The sequence below is a fragment of the Rhabdaerophilum sp. SD176 genome (genome assembly GCF_030143245.1).
Lineage (GTDB): Bacteria > Pseudomonadota > Alphaproteobacteria > Rhizobiales > Beijerinckiaceae > Rhabdaerophilum.
Map to the genome: position 1 here is coordinate 290124 of NZ_JARJNS010000002.1, position 16823 is coordinate 306946.

15 protein-coding genes are annotated in these 16823 nt (G+C 64.8%); 8 read left to right on the forward strand and 7 right to left on the reverse strand.

The genetic code is table 11. The features are described from left to right. Window positions 1-176 precede the first annotated feature (176 nt). From gltB to P0652_RS05175, 3 genes are all read left to right on the forward strand, one after another. A complete protein-coding gene (gltB, locus tag P0652_RS05165; RefSeq protein ID WP_284177701.1) occupies window positions 177-4928 on the forward strand; it encodes a glutamate synthase large subunit in 4752 nt (1583 codons plus the stop codon). Between the two features lie 128 nt (window positions 4929-5056). Continuing rightward, window positions 5057-6478, forward strand: coding sequence for a glutamate synthase subunit beta (locus P0652_RS05170; RefSeq protein ID WP_284177702.1), 1422 nt, complete (start codon window positions 5057-5059; stop codon window positions 6476-6478). Window positions 6479-6667: 189 nt separating this feature from the next. Beyond that, window positions 6668-7606, forward strand: a complete 939-nt coding sequence (locus tag P0652_RS05175) for a hypothetical protein (RefSeq protein WP_284177703.1) — start codon at window positions 6668-6670, stop codon at window positions 7604-7606. Between the two features lie 61 nt (window positions 7607-7667). Here the strand turns inward: P0652_RS05175 and P0652_RS05180 are convergent, their stop codons facing one another. Together P0652_RS05180 and P0652_RS05185 are read right to left on the reverse strand one after the other, a co-directional pair. Beyond that, a complete protein-coding gene (locus P0652_RS05180; RefSeq protein WP_284177704.1) occupies window positions 7668-7916 on the reverse strand; it encodes an HU family DNA-binding protein in 249 nt (82 codons plus the stop codon). 277 nt (window positions 7917-8193) lie between these two features. Then, window positions 8194-9228: an aspartate-semialdehyde dehydrogenase gene (locus P0652_RS05185; protein ID WP_284177705.1), complete on the reverse strand. Its 1035-nt coding sequence runs from the start codon at window positions 9226-9228 to the stop codon at window positions 8194-8196. Between the two features lie 391 nt (window positions 9229-9619). On the opposite strand from P0652_RS05185, the gene P0652_RS05190 reads away from it, so the two are divergent. Together P0652_RS05190 and P0652_RS05195 are read left to right on the forward strand one after the other, a co-directional pair. Then, window positions 9620-10690 carry a hypothetical protein gene (locus tag P0652_RS05190; RefSeq protein ID WP_284177706.1) on the forward strand — a complete coding sequence of 357 codons (1071 nt, stop codon included), beginning with the start codon at window positions 9620-9622 and terminating at the stop codon, window positions 10688-10690. Between the two features lie 92 nt (window positions 10691-10782). Continuing rightward, window positions 10783-11058 carry a hypothetical protein gene (locus tag P0652_RS05195; protein WP_284177707.1) on the forward strand — a complete coding sequence of 92 codons (276 nt, stop codon included), beginning with the start codon at window positions 10783-10785 and terminating at the stop codon, window positions 11056-11058. Window positions 11059-11140: 82 nt separating this feature from the next. Here P0652_RS05195 and leuB read toward each other — a convergent pair whose 3' ends face one another. After that, window positions 11141-12250 carry a 3-isopropylmalate dehydrogenase gene (gene leuB, locus P0652_RS05200; protein ID WP_284177708.1) on the reverse strand — a complete coding sequence of 370 codons (1110 nt, stop codon included), beginning with the start codon at window positions 12248-12250 and terminating at the stop codon, window positions 11141-11143. Window positions 12251-12427: 177 nt separating this feature from the next. Between leuB and P0652_RS05205 the strand changes: the two genes are divergently transcribed. Then, complete coding sequence (locus P0652_RS05205) at window positions 12428-12952, forward strand: DsrE family protein (protein ID WP_284177709.1); 525 nt, start codon at window positions 12428-12430, stop codon at window positions 12950-12952. A 27-nt stretch (window positions 12953-12979) separates the two neighbouring features. Here P0652_RS05205 and P0652_RS05210 read toward each other — a convergent pair whose 3' ends face one another. Together P0652_RS05210 and leuD are read right to left on the reverse strand one after the other, a co-directional pair. After that, window positions 12980-14158: a lytic murein transglycosylase gene (locus tag P0652_RS05210; protein ID WP_284177710.1), complete on the reverse strand. Its 1179-nt coding sequence runs from the start codon at window positions 14156-14158 to the stop codon at window positions 12980-12982. 104 nt (window positions 14159-14262) lie between these two features. Further along, window positions 14263-14868: a 3-isopropylmalate dehydratase small subunit gene (gene leuD, locus P0652_RS05215; RefSeq protein ID WP_284177711.1), complete on the reverse strand. Its 606-nt coding sequence runs from the start codon at window positions 14866-14868 to the stop codon at window positions 14263-14265. Window positions 14869-15032: 164 nt separating this feature from the next. On the opposite strand from leuD, the gene P0652_RS05220 reads away from it, so the two are divergent. After that, window positions 15033-15608: a hypothetical protein gene (locus P0652_RS05220; RefSeq protein WP_284177712.1), complete on the forward strand. Its 576-nt coding sequence runs from the start codon at window positions 15033-15035 to the stop codon at window positions 15606-15608. Window positions 15609-15619: 11 nt separating this feature from the next. Here P0652_RS05220 and P0652_RS05225 read toward each other — a convergent pair whose 3' ends face one another. Then, window positions 15620-16048, reverse strand: a complete 429-nt coding sequence (locus P0652_RS05225) for a metallopeptidase family protein (RefSeq protein WP_284177713.1) — start codon at window positions 16046-16048, stop codon at window positions 15620-15622. Window positions 16049-16152: 104 nt separating this feature from the next. Continuing rightward, window positions 16153-16350 (reverse strand): hypothetical protein, encoded by a 198-nt coding sequence (locus P0652_RS05230; protein WP_284177714.1) that lies wholly within the window; start codon window positions 16348-16350, stop codon window positions 16153-16155. 151 nt (window positions 16351-16501) lie between these two features. Here P0652_RS05230 and P0652_RS05235 point away from each other — a divergent pair, with 151 nt between their 5' ends. Continuing rightward, a complete protein-coding gene (locus P0652_RS05235; RefSeq protein WP_284177715.1) occupies window positions 16502-16780 on the forward strand; it encodes a hypothetical protein in 279 nt (92 codons plus the stop codon). The last annotated feature ends 43 nt before the right edge of the window (window positions 16781-16823 follow it).

The window sequence follows — 16823 nt, forward strand, 5'->3', positions numbered from 1 at the left end:
AGGACAGTGTTGCTGACCTACTCTCCGAGCCCGGTTTCCGGTGGCCGGCTGGTCTCCCCCGGCCCGCCGTCGGAAATCGGGCTCGACGTGTCTGAAAGCCAACGAGGGCGCCGGCCAGGCATGGCGGCGAAAACAGAACTGCAGATTTCTTTGGGCCTTGAGCCAGGAGCGAGACCATGACGACGAGAGAGACGAAGTTTGATGCCGTGACGCAACGCCCCGCGGCGAATGCGCGCGCCACCAAACGCGCCGTCGCGTCGGTTTCGCGGGGGCCGCAGGTGGTCCGCGATCCGGGATTCCCGGCGCCGGAAGGGCTCTATGATCCGGCGCACGAAAAGGATTCGTGCGGTGTCGGCTTTGTGGCGGATATCAAGAACCGCAAGACCCACACGATCATCGAGCACGGGCTGAAGATCCTCGAAAATCTCGACCATCGCGGCGCTGTCGGTGCCGATCCGAAGGCCGGCGATGGTTGCGGCATGCTGGTGCAGATCCCGCATCGCTTCTTCCGCGAGGAATGCGCGAAGCTCGGCTTTGAGCTGCCTGAGCCGGGGCATTACGCCGTCGGCCAGTATTTCCTGCCGCGGGATATCGAGGCGCGGACGAAGATCGAGCAGATCATCGAGCAGACCATCGTTGCGGAAGGGCAGAAGGTGCTCGGCTGGCGCGACGTGCCGGTCGACAACAGCGATCTCGGCGAGAGCGTCAAGCCGACCGAGCCCTATCACCGGCAGGTTTTCATCGGGCGCGGCCCCGACATTACCGACGAGGAAAGCTTCGAGCGGCGCCTTTTCATCCTGCGCAAGGTCGTCTCGCATACGCTCTATCTCGGGCAGGAACGGGCCAAGGCCTCGTATTACCCGGTCTCGGTCTCGTGCCGGACCGTGACCTACAAGGGCATGCTGCTCGCCACCCAACTCGGCGGCTACTTCAAGGATCTCACCGATCCGCGCTTCGAGAGCGCGTTGGCCCTTGTGCACCAGCGTTTTTCGACCAACACCTTCCCGACCTGGCAGCTCGCACATCCTTACCGGATGGTCGCGCATAACGGCGAGATCAACACCCTGCGCGGCAACGTCAACTGGATGGCGGCGCGACAGGCCTCGGTCGACAGCGAACTCTACGGCATCGAGATCGGCAAGCTCTGGCCGATCTCGTATGAGGGCCAGTCGGACACGGCCTGTTTCGACAATGCGCTCGAATTCCTCGTGCGCGGCGGCTACAGCCTTGCCCATGCGGTGATGATGCTGGTGCCGGAAGCCTGGGCGGGCAACCCGCTCATGGATGAGGAGCGGCGCGCCTTCTACGAGTATCACGCGGCGCTGATGGAGCCGTGGGACGGCCCGGCCGCCATTGCCTTCACCGATGGCCGGCAGATCGGTGGCACGCTGGACCGGAACGGCCTCCGGCCGGCCCGCTACTATGTGACCAAGGACGATCTCGTTGTCATGGCGTCGGAAATGGGCGTGTTGCCCTTCCCGGAAAGCGAGATCGTGACCAAGTGGCGGCTCCAGCCGGGCAAGATGCTGCTGATCGACCTTGAGGAAGGCCGCATCGTCTCCGACGAGGAGGTCAAGGCCAGCCTCGCCAAGGCCAATCCCTACACGGAATGGCTGCAGCGTTCCCAGATCGTGCTGGAGGATCTCCGGCCGGTCGAGCCGCGCGCCTCGCGCACCGATGTCAGCCTGACCGACCGGCAGAAGGCGTTCGGCTACACCCAGGAAGACACGAAGCTCCTGATGTCGCCCATGGCGGTGACCGGCCAGGAAGCCGTGGGCTCGATGGGCACGGATACGCCGCCTTCCGTCCTCTCGGACAAGTCGAAGCTGCTCTACACCTATTTCAAGCAGAACTTCGCGCAGGTCACCAACCCACCGATCGATCCGATCCGCGAGGAGCTGGTGATGAGCCTCGTCTCCTTCATCGGGCCGCGGCCGAACCTGTTCGATCTGGAAGGTAATGCCCGCCGGAAGCGGCTCGAGGTGCGCCAGCCGATCCTGACCAATGGCGATCTCGAGAAGATCCGCTGCATCGGCCATTTCGAGGACCGCTTCGATACCAAGACGCTCGATATCACCTATCCGTCCCAGCAGGGCGCGAAGGGGATGGAAGCGGCTGTGAAGCTGCTCTGTGACCGGGCGGAAGCGGCGGTGCATGGTGGCTATAACATCATCATCCTGTCCGACCGGATGGTCGGGCCTGACCGGATCCCCGTGCCGGCCTTGTTGGCGACGGCAGCTGTCCATCACCACCTGATCCGCAAGGGCCTGCGCACCTCGGTCGGTCTGGTGATCGAGACCGGCGAGGCGCGCGAGGTGCATCATTTCGCCTGCCTGGCCGGCTATGGCGCGGAGGCGATCAACCCCTATCTCGCCTTCGAGACCCTGGTGGCCATGAAGGCCGACATGGAATTCCCGGAAGAGGTGGACGAGACCGAGATCGTCAAGCGCTACATCAAGGCCGTCGACAAGGGGCTGCTCAAGGTCATGTCCAAGATGGGCATCTCGACCTACCAGAGCTATTGCGGTGCGCAGATCTTCGATGCGGTCGGGTTGTCGAGCGAGCTGATCAACCGGTTCTTCTTCGGTACGGCCTCGACCATCGAGGGGGTCGGGTTGGCCGAGATCGCCGAGGAAACCGTGCGCCGCCATCGCGAAGCCTTCGGGAACCTTCCGGTCCTGCGGAAGTTCCTCGATGTCGGCGGCGAGTATAATCTGCGCCAGCGCGGCGAGGACCATGTCTGGACCCCGGATGCGGTGGCGGACCTGCAGCACGCGGTGCGCCTGAATGCGAAGGACCGGTTCGAGGCCTATTCGAAGCGCATCGACGAGCAGGAGAACAAGCACTCGACCATCCGTGGCCTGTTCCGGATCAAGTCGGCGGCGGATGACGGCCGCCAGCCCGTATCGATCGACCAGGTCGAGCCGGCGGTGGAGATCGTGAAGCGCTTCGCCACCGGGGCCATGTCCTTCGGCTCGATCAGCCGCGAGGCGCACGAGACGCTGGCCAAGGCGATGAATGCCATCGGCGCCAAGTCCAATACGGGCGAGGGCGGCGAGGAAGCCTCGCGCTTTGAGCCGCTGCCGGATGGCTCGCCCAATCCGCGCCGCTCGGCCATCAAGCAGGTGGCTTCGGGCCGGTTCGGCGTGACGACGGAATATCTCGTCAATTCCGACGTGATGCAGATCAAGGTGGCCCAGGGCGCGAAGCCCGGCGAGGGCGGCCAGCTGCCCGGCCACAAGGTGGATGCGACCATTGCCAAGGTCCGGCATTCGACACCGGGCGTCGGACTGATCTCGCCGCCGCCGCATCATGACATCTATTCAATCGAGGATCTCGCCCAGCTGATCTTTGATCTGAAGAACGTCAACCCGAAGGCGGATGTCTCGGTGAAGCTCGTCTCGGAAGTGGGGGTCGGCACGGTTGCTGCCGGCGTCGCCAAGGCGCGCGCCGACCACATCACCATCTCCGGCTACGAGGGTGGCACGGGGGCCTCTCCGCTCACCTCGATCAAGCATGCCGGCAGCCCGTGGGAAATGGGACTTGCCGAAACGCAGCAGGTGCTCGTGCGCAACCGCCTTCGCGGCCGCGTGGCGCTGCAGGTCGATGGCGGTCTCCGGACCGGGCGCGACGTGATGATCGGTGCACTTCTGGGAGCCGACGAGTTCGGCTTCTCGACCGCGCCGCTGATCGCAGCGGGCTGCATCATGATGCGCAAGTGCCATCTGAACACCTGCCCGGTCGGCGTGGCGACGCAGGATCCCGTGCTCCGCAAGCGCTTCAAGGGCCAGCCGGAGCATGTGATCAACTTCTTCTTCTTCGTGGCGGAAGAAGTGCGCGCGCTGATGGCGGAGATGGGCTTCACCCGGTTCGAGGCGCTGATCGGCCGGTCGGATCTGCTCGACACCCGCGAGGGCGTCGCGCACTGGAAGGCCAAGGGCCTGGATTTCTCACGGCTCTTCGCCCAGCCTGATGTGCCGGCCGATGTGGCGCGCAAGCATGCCGAACGGCAGAAGCACCCGATCGACGACGTGCTCGACCGGAAGCTGATCGCCGAGAGCCGCGAGGCGCTCGAGCATCACAAGCCGGTCCGGCTCAGCCATCGCATCCGCTCGGTCGACCGGGCGGCCGGCGCCATGCTCTCGGGCGAGATCGCGATGCGCTATGGCCATGCCGGTCTGCCGGATGACACGATCCACGTGTCGCTGCGCGGTACGGCCGGCCAGTCCTTCGGGGCGTGGCTGGCTGCGGGTATCACGCTCGATCTCGTCGGCGAGGCGAATGACTATGTCGGCAAGGGGCTTTCCGGCGGTCGGCTGATCATCCGGCCGGCCGAGGATGCGGCCATCGTGCCGGAAAAGTCGATCATCGTCGGCAATACCGTGCTCTACGGTGCGATTTCCGGGGAATGCTATTTCCGCGGCGTCGCCGGCGAGCGTTTTGCCGTGCGTAACTCCGGTGCCATCGCGGTGGTGGAAGGCACGGGCGACCATGGCTGCGAATACATGACCGGCGGCGTGGTGGTGGTGATCGGCGAGACCGGGCGCAATTTCGCGGCGGGCATGTCCGGCGGCGTGGCCTATGTGCTCGACGAGGACAGGTCCTTCCGTTCGCGGTGTAACCTGTCGATGGTCGATCTCGAACCGGTCGAGGAGGAGGAAGTCCTGCTCGAGCGCGATTACCACCATGGCGGCGATCTCGAGTTCAAGGGCCGGATCGACATCATGGGCGACATGTCGCGGCATGACGAGGAGCGCCTGCACCAGCTGATCGCCAACCATCTGCGCTATACGGGTTCGGCGCGCGCCAAGCATATCCTTGACCATTGGGCCGAGTACCGGACCAAATTCGTCAAGGTGATGCCGGTCGAATATCGCCGCGCCCTGCGCGAGATGGAAAAGGCGCGCCAGCTCCAGGCTGCGGAATAAGGACGATCCGGTCGGGCGGCGCTCGGGCAGCGCCGCTCGCGATCCACGCGAAAACAGGGTATCGAGGCGCCGGAAGCGGGGCTTTCAGGCTGCCGGAACAGAGGTCTGCCGCAAGGCAGGGAAGACATATGGGCAAGGTCACTGGGTTTCTCGAAATCGACCGGCGGGAGTCGAAGTATCAACCGGCTTCCGACCGCATCCGCCATTTCCGCGAATTCGTCCTGCCGATGGACGAGAAGGACGTGCGTGAGCAGGCGTCGCGGTGCATGGATTGCGGCATTCCGTATTGCCATGGTCCGACCGGCTGCCCGATCCACAACCAGATCCCGGACTGGAACGACCTCGTCTACCAGGATGACTGGCAGCTCGCGCTGGACAACCTGCATTCGACGAACAACTTTCCGGAATTTACCGGCCGTATCTGCCCGGCGCCGTGCGAGGAAGCCTGCACGCTGAACCTCGAGAACTCGCCGGTGACGATCAAGACGATCGAACAGGCGATTGCCGATACCGGCTGGAAGAATGGCTGGATCCGCCCCGAAGCGCCGGAAAAGCTGACCGGCAAGCGCGTCGCCGTCATCGGCTCCGGGCCGGCGGGCCTCGCCGCCGCGCAGCAGCTGGCCCGCGTGGGCCACGAAGTCCATGTCTTCGAGCGCGAGCCACGCGCCGGCGGCCTGCTCCGCTACGGAATTCCTGATTTCAAGATGGAAAAGCACCATATTGACCGCCGCGTCGCGCAGATGACGGCGGAGGGCGTGACCTTCCATTACGGTGTCAATATCGGCGTCACCAAGTCCGTCGACGATCTGAAGCGGGATTTCGACGCCGTGCTCATGGCCGGCGGTGCAGAAGCCCCGCGTGATCCTGAACTGCCGGGGCAGGAGCTTGAGGGTGCCCATTTCGCCATGCCCTATCTCGTCCAGTCAAACCGGCGGGTCGGCGGCGAGCCGGAAGCCGAGCGGCCGGTTCTCGCCGGCGGCAAGAATGTCGTGGTGATTGGCGGCGGCGACACGGCCTCGGATTGCGTTGGTACGGCCTTCCGCCAGGGGGCGCTGTCGGTGACGCAGCTCGACATCCGCCCGCGCCCGCCGGAACTGGAAGACAAGCTCGTGATCTGGCCCTATTGGCCGACGAAGTTCCGCACCTCGTCCAGCCAGGCCGAGGGTGCTGACCGCGAATTCCAGGCGGCAACGCTCGGCGTGGTCGGGAAGAACGGCCGCGTGACCGGCGTGCAATGCGCGCGCGTCGACGAGAAGCGCCGGCCGATCGCCGGAACCGAATTCATCATCAAGGCGGATCTGGTGTTCCTCGCTATCGGCTTTGCTGGCCCGGTCAAGGAAGGCCTCGTCGCTCAGTCGGGCGCGGCGCTCGACAAGCGGGGCAATGTTGTCGCGAATGACGAGAATTACCTGACGTCGCAGGAAAAGGTCTTTGTTGCGGGGGATATGCGCCGTGGGCAGAGCCTCGTGGTCTGGGCCATCCGCGAAGGGCGACAGGCGGCGCGGGCCATTGACGAATTCCTCATGGGTTCTTCTGTCCTGCCGCGTTGAGGCGCGGAAGCGCTAAAATAAACATTCAACATCAATGCTTTGGCCGCCCGGTGCCTGTCTCCGGGCGGCCTTTTTCTGTCGCAATACCTCGCGTGGTTAACCAATCATGAATGGAGTGCTTTGGATATTTGGCAACATAAAGTATTTGTTTACTAAGGATCAGGGGATCCGGAGGGAGCAAGTCCTGTGATGCGTGTATCGAAGGAATGGAAAATCGCCCTGGCCGCAACGGCCGCCACTTTCGTGCTGGTTTCTGCAGCACAGCATGGCATCAGCCAGACGACGGGATCCATCCCGGCGCCGAGCGTGTCATCGCAACCGAGTGTTGCTTCACAGCCGGTGCCCGCAAGCGTTCCGAGTTTTGTGGATTCGTTTTCTGACAATGCCTATGCCCAGAATGTGAAGTACTTCAAGACGATCAAGGATGAAATTTCCTTCAGGACGGACAATTTCCCGGCCGCGATCGCCGAGAAGTTTTCCGAGACCTTGGCGGATTTCTCTGAAGAACTGCCGCGCCGCACCAACTGGATGCTGCCGACCGATACCGGTTGGGTGAGTGCGGGAGGGGCTGATCTGTATGAGGTGCATGTCGCGCTCAAGGCGACCGGCCGTCTCAAGCCGGATGGCAAGATGAAATATGGCCCGCTGACGCTGGGGCCGGAGCTGATGACCGACATCAACAACAGCGGCAAGCGCGTCGAGGCGCGCTTCGGCAACAAGATCCTGGCGTTCAAATCGGCGGAGAACCGGGATCGCTACATGGAACTGGTGAAGACGGGCACGTTGCTTGAGCTTCAGGACATGCAATGCGCGATGGCGCCGGTGCATCCCAAGCGTCCGCATCTTGCCGGAGCCACGTTGATGGTGGTTGTGGGCGAGGAGATGCCGGGCAAGAACGGCAAGCCGGTCCTGGTCCAGACCTACAACTCGGCGCATGTCGCGGCTTCCTACGATACGGAAGCCTGTGCGGCGATCTCGAACGCCTCGTTCCGTGCGCTTTCCGAAGCGGGCCGGACCTATGAAGGTGCGGTGGACCTTGTGAAGCGCAAGCGGCTCGACGATATGCGGGTGCCGGCCTTCACGCCGATCAACCCCATCCAGAATGTCCGCTGCGCGCCGCTCAGCTGAACCCGGATGGACTGAAAAAGGGCGGGCCGGGCAGACAATTCCGTCTCCCGGCCCGTTCGCGTCAGCCGACCTTCAGGACGAGCGTCGTCTTGGCCGGAACATCGACCATCGCGCCAGTGCGCGGGTTGCGGGCCTTGCGGGCCGGCTTGGTCACGGCCTTGAAGCGGCCCAGATCCGGCAGGACCGCGAAACCGGTCTTTGCCTGCGCGACCGCAACTTCCGCGTAGGCGCGGGCGATGCGATCCGCCTCGGCCTTGGTCAGGCCTGCGGACTTGGCGAAGGCATCGATAAATTCGGCTTGCGTGGCCATGGTGGCTCTCCTCTCTTCAGCGACATGCCTGCTGCACTGTTCTTGCTCTGAAGCGGCAGGCGCGGAGCGGGATCCTTAGCCATCACTTCCGGTTTCGCCAGCGCAAAGGCCCCGATTTCGGGCAATATCTGGAAAAATGGTGTGATTAACCCCGAAAAATCGATCGGTGGTTGTGTCGTATAACAGCGGGTGGCGACGGCTGCGCCACGAAAAACGGCCCGCGCATGGGCGGGCCGTCAGGTTGTTCGGGGTATTCGGTCGCTCGGGAGATCCGGTTTCAGGCCGCCTTGCTGCGCGGCTGGATCAGCTTGCGGTTGATCAGGCATTCCGCGATCTGGATCGCATTGAGCGCGGCGCCCTTGCGGAGATTGTCGGAGACGCACCAGAAGGTGAGGCCGTTCTCGACCGTGATGTCCTCGCGGATGCGGGAGATGTAGGTCGCATCCTCGCCCGCCGACTCGTGCGGCGTGATGTAGCCACCGGGCTCGCGCTTGTCGATCACCAGCACGCCCGGCGCGGCGCGCAGGATGTTGCGTGCTTCCTCGGCCGTGACCGGCTTTTCGCATTCGATGTTGACCGCCTCGGAATGGCCGACAAAGACCGGCACGCGCACGCAGGTGGCGGTGAGCTTGATCTTCGGGTCGAGGATCTTCTTGGTCTCGACCATCATCTTCCATTCTTCCTTGGTGTAGCCGTCCTCCATGAAGACATCGATATGGGGGATGACGTTGAAGGCGATCCGCTTGGTGAACTTCTTGGTCTTCGGCTCGCCGGCAGAGAAGATCGCGCGGGTCTGGTCGAAGAGTTCGTCCATGCCGTCCTTGCCGGCGCCGGAAACCGACTGGTAGGTCGAGACGACCACCCGCTTGATCCCGAAACGATCATGCAGGGGCTTCAGGGCAACCACGAGCTGGGCGGTCGAGCAGTTCGGGTTGGCGATGATGTTCTTCTTGGTGAAGCCGCGAACAGCCTCGGCATTCACTTCCGGCACGACCAGCGGAACGTCTGAATCGTAGCGCCAGGCCGAGGAATTATCGATCACGACACAGCCCTGCGCGCCGATCTTGGGCGACCAGGCCTTCGAGATCTCGCCGCCGGCGGACATCAGGCAGATATCCGTGTCGGCGAAGTCGTAATGCTCGAGCGACTGGACCTTCAGCGTCCGGTCGCCGAAGGAGACTTCCTTGCCGATCGAGCGGCTGGAGGCGAGCGCGACGACTTCCGAGACCGGAAAGGCCCGTTCTGCCAGAATGTTGAGCATTTCCCGGCCCACATTGCCGGTGGCACCCGCGATTGCGACCTTGTAACCCATGATGGACTTCCTGTTCTGATCGAGATCTCCCCCGGGTTGGTGGACCCGGTGGCCGGGTCTCGCCCTTTCCCCCGCCGGGGGAGGGCCCGAGAGCGAGGACAAGCGTTAGTGCACGAAGCCGCCTTTGGCGGTCGTGGTTTTCGTCGTCGGTTTTTTCGTCATCAGGGCCGACATCGAACGCTTTCCCCGGCTGGAATGCCGATGCGTCAGCAGAAACACGCAAAGGACTGAAAAGTCAATCCAACCTTCCAATATCGCATCGGGAACGGCCTGTTTACCATCCCCGCAGGTTCTCCGCCGCCGGTAAGTCCCTGCTCGCATTTCCGCGTCATCTTCGCCGCTGGATGGGAAAGCGGGCGAAGCCTGCAAGGGGCGTGAACAGATGAGGGGCATGGCAAGGCTGCTTGCAGAGGTAGCCGATTTTCCGCCGGTACCCAGCATGACCGTCGAACAGGCGCTGGGCCAACGTCGCCGCGCCTCCCGGCTTGCCGCCATGGCCTCGGCCTGCTGGCTGACCCTGGTCGCGCTGGCTGCCGGGTTCTCGCTGATGTTCGCCCGGGCGGCACGGAACCATCGGGCCGCCACCACCATCACCGTCATCCTGTCGCTTGTCTTCTCGGCGTGGCTGGCCGCCATGGTCCTTCCCGAGCGGGAGCCGGACATGATCGCGACGGCTGCCGCTTCGAACGCGGCAGCGGCCGGGCCAGCCCCCGCTGTCGAGCCTGCCCGGGATCTGGCTGCAAATGATCCGTCCCAACAGGTCCTCTCTGCCCAGCCCGCGGCCGAGCCTTTCCGGGTGCAGCTCGCACCGCCGGCCCGTGATGTGTGGATGCCCGTCCGCAAGCCCTTCGCCGTCTATCATGTCGAGGCACCGGAGATTGAGCAGGCGGAACTCGTCCATCGGGTTGCAACGAAGGACCGGCAGACCCGGCAGGACAGCTTCCTCTGGACCAACAGCCAGCCGAAGTCGAATTCGCTGCAGCGGCCCGCGATCCATCTCGTCATCGAGCGCTTTGAGAACGGGCTGCCGACGGCCCGGCCATTGTTTCCCGACCTCGCGCGTCGCGCCGCGGAAATCGGCGTTTCGATCGAGCGCCTGCAGGCGGCGCAGGATGTCATGACCAAGTTCGGCTCGATGGAGGTTGCCGAGGCGCATCTCGCCTCGGACAGCAGCCGCATGGCATGCCTTGCTTTCCGCCGGAACGATACGTCCGGGCTGGTTCTGGCCGGCTGGTATTGCGGCACGAAGGACCGCCCGGCGGACCGGGTCAGCTTCGTCTGTTTCATCGACCGGATCGATCTTGTCGGCGCGGGGCAGGACCAGCCCCTCCGCCGCCTCTTCGCGCAGGCCGAGCGCCAGCGGAAGGGGTGCCAGAGCCAGCGCCAGCCGGGCCGGAAGATAACCTGGCTTGACCATGAGGCGCCCCTGCCTGCGCTGAAAACATCACAGCGGCGACCTTGATAACGGCCGGCGCAGGATTCAGAATTGCGTTACGCTAACGAGGTGTTAAGCACTGCTTGTCATGGTTAATCCAGCCATACGAGGAGAGTTCCATGCGCGTCGTTGCCCTTGCCGCCTTCACCGTTTTCCTGGCCGGCTCCGCATTCGCGCAGAGCTCGAACCGTCTCGTCATCGAGGTCAAGCCGCGTTCCTGGCTCGATGCCGGCCGGCAGGTGCCCGTCGGTTCCATGCAGAATTATGTCTATGATACGCAGGGCCCCTCCGATGCAGCCCGGTTCGGCGCGCGCGGCAGCTCGCCCTCGCTCCTGCCGGACCGCTTCTCCTCGGGCCGCGGCATCCCGTTTGAATCACCGATTTTCTGGCGCTGATCTGCGGCGCGACAAACCGGGTTCCAGCAAAAAGGGCGCCTCGCGGCGCCCTTTATCGTTCCGGCAGCGCAAAATGGCGCAGTCAGAGGCGCTTGCGCAGGGCGGCGACGATGGCATCGCCCATCTCGACCGTGCCGACCGCGTTGGCGCCCTTGGCCGCGATGTCGCGCGTGCGCAGGCCTGAAGCCAGAACATCGGCAATCGCTGCATCAACGAGATCCGCCGCCTCGCCAAGGCCGAGGGAATAGCGCAGGGCCATGCCGAACGAGCCGATCATGGCGATCGGGTTGGCGAGACCCTGGCCGGCAATATCCGGCGCCGAGCCGTGGACCGGCTCGTAAAGCGACTTACGCTTGCCGGTTGCAGCATCCGGCGCGCCGAGCGAGGCCGAGGGCAGCATGCCCAGCGAGCCGGTCAGCATGGCAGCCACGTCGGAGAGCATGTCGCCGAAGAGATTGTCGCAGACGATGACGTCATATTGCTTGGGCCAGCGCACGAGCTGCATGCCGCAGGCATCGGCGAGGTGGTGTTCCAGCTCGATATCCGGATATTCCTCGGCGCCGATGCGTGTCACGACTTCCTTCCAGAGCACGCCCGAGCGCATGACGTTGTGCTTCTCGGTCGAGGTGACCTTGCCACGGCGCACCTTGGCAAGATCGAACGCGACGCGGGCGATGCGCTCGATTTCATGGGTGGTGTAGACCTGCGTATCGACGGCGCGCTTCTGGCCGTTCTCGAGCGTCACCACTTCCTTCGGCTCGCCGAAATAGACGCCGCCTGTCAGTTCGCGGACGATCATGATGTCGAGCCCCTCGATCACCTCGCGCTTGAGGGACGAGGCCTCGGCCAGGGCCGGATAGCAGACTGCCGGCCGCAGGTTGGCGAAGAGGGCGAGATCCTTGCGCAGGCGCAGCAGGCCGGCTTCCGGGCGATGCTCATAGGGGACCTTTGCCCATTTCGGCCCGCCAACGGCGCCGAAAAGCACGGCATCGGCCGAAAGGGCGAGTTGCATGGTGCTGTCGGCGACGGCCTTGCCATGGGCATCATAGGCCGCACCGCCGACGAGATCGGTCTCGGTCTCGAACGTGCCGAGGCCGGCCTTGCCGAGCGCATCCGCGACCTTCTTCACCTCGGCCATCACTTCGGGCCCGATCCCGTCACCGGGCAGCAGCAGGAGGTTGAAGGAGGCCATGGTCTAACCCTTTCCGACAGAAACCGAGTGGCGCCATCCCGGCGCGGCACGGGTTGACTACAGAAGCCCGGGGCTGGCCGCAAGCGCCTTTCGATTAAGGTAAATTCTTCCTTTGGCTGGCTCGATCCGGCTCTCTGTGACAAGGAGAGGATGCTGCATGCGGGCAAGAGGTGATCCATGCCGATTCGAGCCTTCCTGGCCGGCGCCGCGTTCTCGCTGATGCTCGTCACCCTTGCCGGGGCTGCCATCGTCTTCGGCCCTTCCGTCCTCGCTTTCGCGCCGGAAGCTGCCGCAGTGCCGGTTTCCCGGGCGCCGATGGTCGATTACGGGCCGCAGAAGGTGGTTTATCATGTCTCGACCCGGGGCTCCTGGCGCGATCGCGAGAGCGAAGCCCGCCGGCTGATCGCGGTGCTCAACAACCACCTCCAGGCGCTCGAACCGGATCCTGCCGAGATCCAGGTGATCCTCCAGGGCGACGGAATCGATATTCTCCGGCGGGCCAGCAGCAGCCCGAATCTTGCCCGATCGGTCGATTCCCTCCGCGAGCGTGGCGTGCGCTTCCGCGTCTGCGCCAATACGCTCGACGCCTATCGGGTGGGGCTTGATACGCTGCATGGCGTGCGCGAGACGGATCTGGTCCAGGCCGGCGTCGCCGAGCTGATCCATCTCCAGCGGCAGGGCTTCGGCTACATCAAGTTCTGACCGCCGGCGGCCTGCCAAGGGCCGGTCCTAGCGCAGGGAGTCGAACACCTTGCCACCGGCACGACCGGTTTGCGGCATGCCGAGTTTGGCCTCCACATCCTTGATCGCGGCGCGGGTCAGGGGGCCGATCGCGCCGTCGGGCTTGCCGACATCGTAGCCGGCGCGGACCAGCCGTTCCTGCAATTCCTTGCGCTCGGCGCGGGAAAGGCCGCGATCATCGGTCGGCCAGGGCGTGCGGATGCCGGGGCGGCCGCGCAGCCGGTCGGACAGGATCGAGATGGCGAGAGCGTAGCTCTCGGCGGCGTTATAGGCATAGGCCGCGTCGAAATTCTTCGTGACGAGGAAAGCCGGGCCGTTGCGTCCCGCCGGCAGAAGCAGACCCGCCGCCGGCAGGCCTGACAGCGCGCTGCCATCGATCCGGGTGATGCCCCGGCCCGCCCAGCTGGCGAGATCCTGCTTGCCGGTGCGGCCGGAGGGCCCGGCATAACCGGCCGGGAGACGCACCTCGTAGCCCCAGCTCGCGCCGGTGATCCAGCCGGATCTCTTCAGGTAATTGGCGGTGGACGCGAGGGCGTCGGGGATCGAGTCCACGAGGTCGCGGCGTCCGTCGCCATCGAAATCTACCGCGAGGCGGAGATAGGTCGAGGGGATGAACTGGGTGTGCCCGAAGGCGCCGGCCCAGGAGCCGCGCAGTTTCTCGGCATCGAGATCGCCGCGCTGCACGATCTTCATCGTCGAGACGAGTTCGGTCCGGAAGAACTCGCGCCTGCGCGTGCCGAAGCAGGCGGCGGTGGAGAGGGCCTGCGGCAGTGACCAGCGGCCGGGCACCTGACCGAAATCGCTCTCGACGCCCCAGACCGCGACCACGGTATGCCGGTCGACGCCATAGGCCTGCTCGATGCGCGCAAGGACAGAGGCATGCCTTGCCAGCATCGCTCGGCCCTCGGCAATTTTCTGGTCATCGACGAGGGTGGCGAGATAATCCCAGATCGGCGTGCGGAATTCCGGCTGCGCGCTCATCGCCTCGATGATCTTCATGTCGGGCGTCACGCCGGACATCATCCGGTCGAAGGTGGCGCCGCTGATGCCCTGCCCGAGGGCATGGCTGCGCAGGCCGGAGACGCAGCTGGCAAAATCGGCCTGCGCCGGGCCGATGACCGCAGCCAGAGCAAGGGCGATAAGGGGCAGGCGGCCGAAGCGCTTCATGCGGGCAGTCTCCAACGATAACGGCGCCAAAATAAGGCGCCGTCGTTAACGGAGATTCACCATGAGGGCGTTTTCCGCCCCGCGCGGCGCGGGGCCGCAGCGTTTCACAGCCAGGGGCGCTCGGTCTTGGCCTTGGCTTCGTAGCTGTTGATCTTCGGTGCCTTTTCCATGGTCAGGCCGATATCGTCGAGGCCTTCCATGAGACATTTCTTGCGGAACGGATCGATCTCGAACTTTACCGTTCCGCCATCCGGGCCGCGGATTTCCTGCGCCTCGAGATCGACCGTGAGCGTGGCATTCGAGCCGCGATCGGCATCGTCGAAGAGCTTGTCGAGATCTTCCGGCGAGACAGTGATCGGCAGGATGCCGTTCTTGAAGCAGTTATTGTAGAAGATATCGGCGAAGCTGGTGGAGATCACGCAGCGGATGCCGAAATCGAGCAGCGCCCAGGGCGCATGCTCGCGGCTGGAGCCGCAGCCGAAATTGTCGCCGGCGATCAGGATCTCGCTCTTGCGATAGGCCGCCTTGTTCAGCACGAAATCCGGGTTCTCGGTGCCATCCTCGTGATAGCGCATCTCGAAGAACAGCGACTTGCCGAGGCCGGTGCGCTTGATCGTCTTCAGGAACTGCTTGGGGATGATCATGTCGGTATCGACATTGACCACCTTCATCGGGGCCGGGGTGGAGGTGAGCGTCTTGAACGGCTGCATGGCAGAACTCCTGATCAGCGCGTGATACCGCATTCCGCAGCGGATTCAAGCCTCCGGGCATGCGGGGCGAAGCCGGACATCCGATGATCGCCTTTGCCGGTCCTTAAGGGTCCTCTGGCAGGGTCCGGGCGGATACCTTCAGGGGGCTGGATCCGATGAACGGCATGCATTCCCTTCCGCGGGAGGCACTCCAGCGGTTGACGCGCGAGCTGGCGGGCGAGCCGATCCTCTGGGCGGGCCAGCCCGCGCCGGGGCTTGCCTTCTGGCGGGCGGCCCTGCTCTGGCTTTTTGCCGTGCCCTGGACGGCCTTCTCGCTGGCCTGGGAGGGGATTGCGCTGGCGGCGTTCTTCTCCGCCGAGCCGGGGCAGAGGCCGGAAGGCGTCGGGGCGGTTCTCATCTGGATTTTCCCGCTTTTCGGCCTGCCTTTCGTGCTGATCGGGCTGTGGATGCTGGCGAAGCCCTTCCTCGAGGCCCGCAAGGCCCGCCGGACCGTGCATGTGCTGACCGAAAAGCGGCTCATCACGGCGGAACTCGGCGAAGCGATCAGCCTGACGAGCCTGCCGCCCTCGCGCATTGTCGAGATCACCCGGCGGGCGGGGCCAGCAGGGACCGGCACGCTCAGCCTGTCCCTGGGGCAGTTCCGCGACAACGACGGCGATCGGGTCGAGAAGGTGATCCACTTGCTCGGCGTGCCGGACGTCGAGCAGCTCGACCGGGAATTGCGGCGCCTGATGGGCTGAAAGCGCCGCGCTCAGCCCGCGGCGGCCTCGATCTTTTCCATATCGGCATCGGAGAGGCCGAAATGATGGCCGATCTCGTGCACGAGGACATGGGTGATGACGGCGCCGAGGGTTTCCTCGTTCTCGGCCCAGTAATCGAGGATCGGCCGGCGATAGAGCCAGACCATGTTCGGGCCCTGCCCGGTTTCCGGCACGGCACCGGCTTCCGTCATCCCGTGGCCGTGAAACAGGCCGAGAATGTCAAACGGGGTCTCGAGTTCCATCGCCTCGATCACCTCGTCATCCGGGAAATCCTCGATCCGGATGATGACGGTGCCGCAGAGGGTGCGGAAGGATTCGGGCAATTGCCGGAAGGCCTCGTCGGCCATCGCTTCGAAATCCTCGAGCGTGGGGGCCTGCATCGGCGCCCAGGAGGCGGAGGGGAAGCGGGACGTTGCCATGGTCTTCGGGTGCACGCTTTAAGATAATACACGACAGGGAGCCGCGCATATTGCGCCGCACATCCCCTATCTAGCCCTTTGCACCCGTGCGGGGAAGGGCCGGCTCACCACCATTTCAGCTGGTAGCCGAAATACCAGGCGAGGCCGATGAACGCGATCAGTGACAGGCCGCGCCCGATCCGCGTGGCCCAGCGCTCGATGCCATCGGCCTTTTCCGCATCCTTCGCCGCGAAATGTTCGCCTGCCCGCGCGAGCGAGGAGGAGAGGAACGTGCCGGAATCGTCGGGGCGTTTTTCGGTCATGGGGCGGCACCTCGGGTGATGGGGGCGATGTTGGCCTTCCCGGGCCCGAGGTCAACCCCCTTCGGCCGGTGCTGCATCACACGGCGGGCCAGGCCACGGCGCGGCATTCTCCTCCCATGCGGCAATCCCGCCGCGAAAGGAGGTCGCTCCGATGAAACGCTCATTCCTGATGCTCGCCGTTCTGGCGGGCGGAACCTTCTCGGCGGGGCTGGTCGCGGCCCCGCGCGAGGCCGAAGCCCGGGTCTGTATCTCCCGGTACCATGATCTGCGCGGCACCTGCGCGCGCTGGGCGCCGGGCTGGGGCCCGGGGGCGATGCGCCCGATCCGGCCCGGCTGGGCGGGGCTGGGCCCCTATCGCTGCCGCTGGGTGTCCTATGCCGTTCCCACCCCCTGGGGGGTGAGGGTCGAGCGCCGGCGCATCTGCGGTTAGGCGGGTGCCCGGGCCGGGTCTTCCGCCCGGCCCTGTCGACCGG